The 5,788-nt window shown below is 56.5% G+C and carries 7 protein-coding genes and 1 pseudogene; 3 read left to right on the forward strand and 5 right to left on the reverse strand.

Annotated features, from left to right (window positions below):
• Positions 1–303, reverse strand: a pseudogene (locus ACX3P1_RS27585) (transposase); the annotation flags it as partial.
• A 353-nt stretch (positions 304–656) separates the two neighbouring features.
• Entirely contained in the window at positions 657–866 is a 210-nt protein-coding gene (locus tag ACX3P1_RS27590) for a hypothetical protein (RefSeq protein WP_459082911.1), read from the reverse strand.
• 822 nt (positions 867–1,688) lie between these two features.
• Here ACX3P1_RS27590 and ACX3P1_RS27595 point away from each other — a divergent pair.
• Together ACX3P1_RS27595 and ACX3P1_RS27600 are read left to right on the forward strand one after the other, a co-directional pair.
• Positions 1,689–1,814 carry a hypothetical protein gene (locus tag ACX3P1_RS27595; RefSeq protein ID WP_459082913.1) on the forward strand — a complete coding sequence of 42 codons (126 nt, stop codon included), beginning with the start codon at positions 1,689–1,691 and terminating at the stop codon, positions 1,812–1,814.
• A 77-nt stretch (positions 1,815–1,891) separates the two neighbouring features.
• Positions 1,892–2,491 (forward strand): GNAT family N-acetyltransferase, encoded by a 600-nt coding sequence (locus ACX3P1_RS27600; RefSeq protein WP_459082915.1) that lies wholly within the window; start codon positions 1,892–1,894, stop codon positions 2,489–2,491.
• A gap of 572 nt (positions 2,492–3,063) precedes the next feature.
• On the opposite strand, the gene ACX3P1_RS27605 is transcribed toward ACX3P1_RS27600, so the two are convergent.
• From ACX3P1_RS27605 to ACX3P1_RS27615, 3 genes are all read right to left on the reverse strand, one after another.
• Positions 3,064–3,534: a BA14K family protein gene (locus tag ACX3P1_RS27605; RefSeq protein WP_459082917.1), complete on the reverse strand. Its 471-nt coding sequence runs from the start codon at positions 3,532–3,534 to the stop codon at positions 3,064–3,066.
• Positions 3,535–3,872: 338 nt separating this feature from the next.
• Positions 3,873–4,163 (reverse strand): DUF1488 family protein, encoded by a 291-nt coding sequence (locus ACX3P1_RS27610; protein WP_459082919.1) that lies wholly within the window; start codon positions 4,161–4,163, stop codon positions 3,873–3,875.
• A gap of 404 nt (positions 4,164–4,567) precedes the next feature.
• Positions 4,568–4,813, reverse strand: coding sequence for a DUF982 domain-containing protein (locus ACX3P1_RS27615; protein WP_459082921.1), 246 nt, complete (start codon positions 4,811–4,813; stop codon positions 4,568–4,570).
• 197 nt (positions 4,814–5,010) lie between these two features.
• On the opposite strand from ACX3P1_RS27615, the gene ACX3P1_RS27620 reads away from it, so the two are divergent.
• On the forward strand, positions 5,011–5,757 hold the full coding sequence (locus tag ACX3P1_RS27620; RefSeq protein ID WP_459082923.1) for an SDR family oxidoreductase: 747 nt from the start codon (positions 5,011–5,013) through the stop codon (positions 5,755–5,757).
• The last annotated feature ends 31 nt before the right edge of the window (positions 5,758–5,788 follow it).

Genomic DNA, 5,788 nt, shown 5'->3' on the forward strand with positions numbered 1-5,788 from the left:
TCGGACGGAAGCAAGATGGCGCAGGAATTCCCGCCACTCGGTCAGATGCGCAATCGACCCGAAGAAGGTGAGTCGGCCGGCGTCGTGGAGAGCGACCAGTCGGGTCAGGAAGAGCCGGCGGAACAGCTTGCCGAGCACGCGCACCGGAACAAGGAATGCCGGTCGAGAAGATATCCAGCGGCTTCCGTTCGGCGCGATACCGCCGCCCGGCACGATCATGTGCACGTGCGGATGGTGGGTCATCGCCGATCCCCAGGTGTGGAGCACGGCGGTGATGCCGATGCGTGCGCCGAGCCTTGTCGGGGTAGGGCAACATTATGCTGACGTTGTCAGCCAGATCGGGCCGGGGGTGCGCATAGTCGGCCCCGGCCCGCCACGCCGGGGCTTTTTGTTTGCCAAAGCGCAAAGCGGCTCGAAGCGAAAACGCTAATGGTTCCGGAAACATTCGGAACGAGCGCGATGAACTACATCATCCTTCTAGGTGCCGCGTCTGTGGTCCTAGTGGCGATCCTGTCATTTCTAGGATTCGCCTGATCACGCCGACACTTTGATCGCCAGCCAGATCAGGGCTGATACCGCGCCTTCTGCGTCGCCCCGATAATGACGTCCCGAAAACGCCAAGCGAGCGCCGCCGAAGTGTCGCGTAAAACGCGGGTCTACACGAGCAGATCGGTAGGCAGCGTACCTTTTGCCACCGCCGGACCCATCGAATAGCGGTTGTCGTAAGTGTGGACCAGCATAAATCGAATGAGCGGGTTACTGTCCCATGCTGAGATTTGCGAGCACCCAACATCCACGAGGATATCGTTGTAATTGTATTGACCGGCGACCACCGGGAAATCCAAATCGTCGTAATCAATAATCATAAGGCGCCATTCCAGCATTTGTGATGCAGCATGCCCAAAGCTGGGCACCCCTTCAACGGATGGCTCCCGCAAGCTTACGCAGCCAATCTTTCCACCTTAAGGCGCATCTCACGCAGCCTGGCTGTCTTCTTCTCGCGTGCGCTACGCTCGGCGGTAATATATTCGCGAGAAATCCTATCGGCTCGGACATGTCTGTTTTCGGGTTTCTCCAATCGTACTTTGGTCATGGAATTCGTTCTCCATGTTGCATTATGCACATAGGAATTATTCATGGAAAATCAATGATTTCGCGGCAAAAGGTCGCTCCGCTATATGGCGGAGCGAGAGAGGTTGGAGCTTCTACGTTCTAGCGGTTTCGCTGCCGGATGCTTCCAAGACCGCGATCGCTGCGGGGTATTCGGCTATGAATTGACGAAATTTGGACCGGGCAACTTCTTACGAGATCTAAGTTCACCCGTCATTGACGCTGTCTGGGATCTAAATGGTTCACATGATGCGCAAACGACAGCCGGTACGCCTACAATCTGGCATCATCGCTCGCCGAGCAGTTTGAAACCCCTCGCCACCTGATCCCGTAACTGATCAACTGCCTCACTCTCGACGCGAGCGCGGCCAAAACGCAAGAGCCTTGGCAGCGAAGGGCGCGAGGCATTCCTGACAGCGGAAGGTCTGAGATTCACTGCCGCTTCGCTACCACCCGGACGGTAGGTCGAAACCCGGCGAACTCGATTCTGTAACCCGATAAGTATAGCTTCAAGGTCGAGGATTGGACGCGAACGAATGGAGGCTCTGGCCAGAACTGCGGTATCAAAGGATTCTGGCGTGGGAAATTTGGACAATCCGGAAGTAGATGGTTCGTTCAATGGCCTTGGCGAGCACCTGTTTGCCGCTGGCGACGTGGTTTCGGCGCTGACCAGTTGCGCGCTTTCGGCCGCCCACCGTTTCTGATGGCGCGACGACCAGCATCACGGAACCAGGCTGACAACGACCTCGACATCAGAGAACTGAGGCCTGGCGAGCTACATGTGGCGGCCGCCATTCTGGCCAACGGCATGCTCGACAATCCATTGCATGTGGAAGTGTTCGGGACCGATCCCGACCGTAGGCATCGGCGTTTGTTGCGCTTCCTTGGTCATTTGGTTGCCTATGTCCAGTCGAATGGCGAAGTGCTGGGCGCGTATGTGCAGGACGAAATAATCGGTGTTCTGGGCATGATCAAACCTGGCCGCTGTCGTCCAGCACTGACGGATACACTGCGTTTTGCCGGCATAATCGCGGCTAGCAACCCACCGGCCGGGATCTTCCGTATCCGCCGCTGGCTAGCTGCCTGGGCGCGCAACGATCCGGCTGGTCCGCACTGGCACATCGGTCCATTGGCTGTGGGACCAGCGCACCGGCGGCGGGGTATCGGACGACATTTGATGATGCGTTGCTGCCAGCGCATGGATGCGCTCGCAGCCACCGCCTATCTTGAGACTGATCTGGCAATCAACGTGGCCTTTTACGAGTCGCTTGGCTTTGTCGTGACTGGGCATGAAACGGTGCTTGGCGTACCGAGCTGGTTCATGACCCGCCCACCATCGTGCGGTGCTCCAGCTGATCCGCCTGCGTTGCCGGACGGATGATTTCAAGCTCTTCCATGATATTCGTTCTTAAGGTCACCCACTGGGTCATCCTGAGCCTGGTCCTCTCCGCTTTCGCCCGGGGGCCAATGCTTCGGGATGACTGCCAAGGATATTAGATCGCCGTCGGGTGTTAGGCTAACGAGCATTCGACCACCCCGACTTCATAGCGTCGATAAGATATTTTGCCCCTATAATCAGACGCATAGCGCCTCAATTTCGTGACATTCTTTAGCGTTATTGCATTTGGCTTTCGAGTCGATCCCTATTTCATCAGATTGCGCCCCCGAAGCCCTTTCCGGGGCAGAGGAGGTTTACTATGTCCATGCTTCGTTTCTGCTCATCATGTGCAGCGCCCCGCCCGCATGCGGTGGCCCGGTGCCCATGGTGCCAACGCAAATACGACATGTTGCGCGGACTGCCGGAAAACCTGTTGGTTCGCTACGCGGAGAGAGACAGGCCAAGCAAGCCGCCGCCTAAGCCGCGCAGAAGGTGATCCACTCGCTTCCGCTACTCGTGATAAAAGGCGGCCCGCAAGAGCCGCCTTTCCATTTTAAATCCCGTTTGACCGTCGCTTAGTACGGCGAATAGCACTGCTTCCGAGGCCCGTTGTAGGGCTGGAAGGTATTGTCCGAAGAGCGATAGGACCGATACTGGCCGTAGCACCATTGTACGTGTGCATCACCGCCGCGACGTTCGCGATAGACCGGCGCCGGTTGTGGCTGATTAGCGATCACTCCGCCGATGATCGCCCCTAATCCGAACGCAGCCAGCGGATACCAAAGCCCGTCATTGTGACGACGATACCCATGACGCTTGCTTCGCTCGCCACGATGGCCGTTCCAGTGTCCCCTTCGATTATGGTCTCTCTGAACCCGATGTTTCCGGTTCTTCTTGCGCCACTTGTCCTTGTATTGGACGGTTTGGACGTTCGAAAACGTGTTGACCTGCGGCATCATTGGAGCCGCGACAGACGGGATGGAGGGCACCAGTCCGAACGTGAGACTGAGAGACCCTGCGCAAAGCGCAGACACGAACTTTTTCATTGCAACTCCAATTAGATAAGAGACGACCATGACTGGTTACCCAGTCCTCGCTGAACAAACTATGAACGGTTCGTTCATAGGGTGGTGAAATCCGGCGTCCGACTTGTGAGCGGCACTGCCCATCGGTCGGCGAGTTCGCAATTGCGTGACGTCGAGCGACTTTGTCGGTCTGAACCTGCTTGCCCTGGTGGAACAACATGGGTCGCTTTGCACGACTACGTAATGTGGCGTTGGGTGTTGTTGACGGATGCCTCATGGGCATACCACCGGAACTCGAACCGAGACTCGCCTTAAACAACCCCGCTCATACATTGAATCGCAGAGATCTATCCTGCTGCTTAACCCTTTTGGAGCAAGAGGTGGCGGCGGAAATGCACCGACGTCAAGGTATACATGTTTGTGCTTCCACTGGAATACGCGCGGCGCGCAGCTTCATGTATCGCGTCACGCATTGTGTCGAACGCCTTTAGGTAGCCTGCCTCGTCTTTCACGGCCCCAGGTAGGATGCTCAACAATGCCGCCACCTCCACAAAGAAACGAATCTCGAACATCCCATCGTGAGCGGTGAAATGAACAGATCTCCTGGTCTTGTCATAAGTCCTGCTGGGGTTGAGGAAGCTCAAGGCCATGATTACACTCCTGTATTGGAGGCTGGGGAGATCCAATGCGAGCCTCTAATTTGGCTTTCCGAGCCCCTAGATTAGCGAAATTGAGCGCTATTTGAGTTCGAACACCTCGATTCCATTTTCTGGTTCGTGTCGAGTTTTCGCTCTCCTACCAGGAGATAATAAAGATATTCAAATAACCGACATACAAGGTGCCAATTAATGTCAAAATTCGTAGTGCCATGTTCATAGCGCCATGCGTATCGAGAGCGTCACTAATATAGTCTAACAATCGTAGTATCCTTTTTAACAGAGTGTCAAGGCGCTCGGTGCTAACCTCAGATCAACTCAAGAAGACAATGAAACCGGTGGAGGCCCGAACCCGGAACTCGTCGCTTCATTCCTGGAAAATCTTGGTGCCCGTTGCCCTAACCGACCGACATCCCAGCTCGACGGGCAACTGCCATGAAGGCCCGCCTCGCCTCGTGAGGCTTCCGCAAGCCATCAAGCGCATCGCGGCACGCCCTGTATGCAGAGCGGTAGGTTCGCCCACGCGCCCGGTGCGGCCAGTGGCCGTGTAACACTTCGATGGCCTCCCACGGGTTAGCAATCACACGGCGACCGGTGTTTCTTAATTCGAGCTGAACTGGGTTGGAAAAGGTAGTATTGCTCATTACTTCCTCCACTTTTTGAGCAAGCAATTAGGTACCGATCTTGGCAAGGCACCCATTCTCAATATGGTTGCTACAACCATAGATTTCAAGTGAGTTGAGATAACATTGGCCGACCCCCTCAGGTGATGCGTTCTACGCTCTATATAGTGAGCATTCGAGATTGCAGGCCAAGTTTAACCATCATTCGGAGACTTCAAATGACAGACAATATTGCTGACAAGGTCGTTGTTATCACGGGCGCCTCCAGCGGCATGGGAGCGGCGGCCGCTCGTCATCTCGCCGCCAAAGGGGCCAGCGTCGTTTTGGGGGCCCGCCGCTCCGACAGGATAGAAGCGCTTGCAGCGGAAATTACCGAAGCCGGCGGCAAAGCCACGGCGGTTGTCACGGACGTGACGAAGCGGGAGGACCTCAAGAACCTCGTGGACGCGGCGGTCAGAACCTACGGACGGATCGACGTGCTCATCAACAATGCTGGCGTGATGCCGCTTTCGCCTATGGAGCGGCTGAAGGTCGACGAATGGGATCAGATGATCGACGTCAACCTCAAGGGCGTGCTCTACGGCATCGCCGCCGCGCTCCCATACATGCAGGAGCAGAAGTCGGGCCACATCATCAATCTCTCGTCGGTTGCGGGCCATAAAATCTTCGGCGGCTCCGCCGTCTATTCCGCGACCAAGTCCGGGGTGCGAGTCATCTCGGACGGCCTGCGACAGGAGATGGCGCCCCACAATATCCGCGTCACGATCATCTCGCCGGGCGCGGTCAAGACGGAACTCCTCGACCACATCAGCGAGCAGGATGTCCAGAAGGCGAACCAGGACTATGTAGGCCAGGTCGGAGTGCCCGCAGAAACCTTCGCCCGACTGGTCGCCTTCGCCATCAGCGAACCCGAAGAGGTCTCTGCGAGAGCTTTGAGGTCAGCCAGCGTCGGGCGTGTTCCGTGATCGGGGTTGATCGAACGTCGGTGCGCTATGT

Source organism: Mesorhizobium sp. A623 (assembly GCF_054489405.1).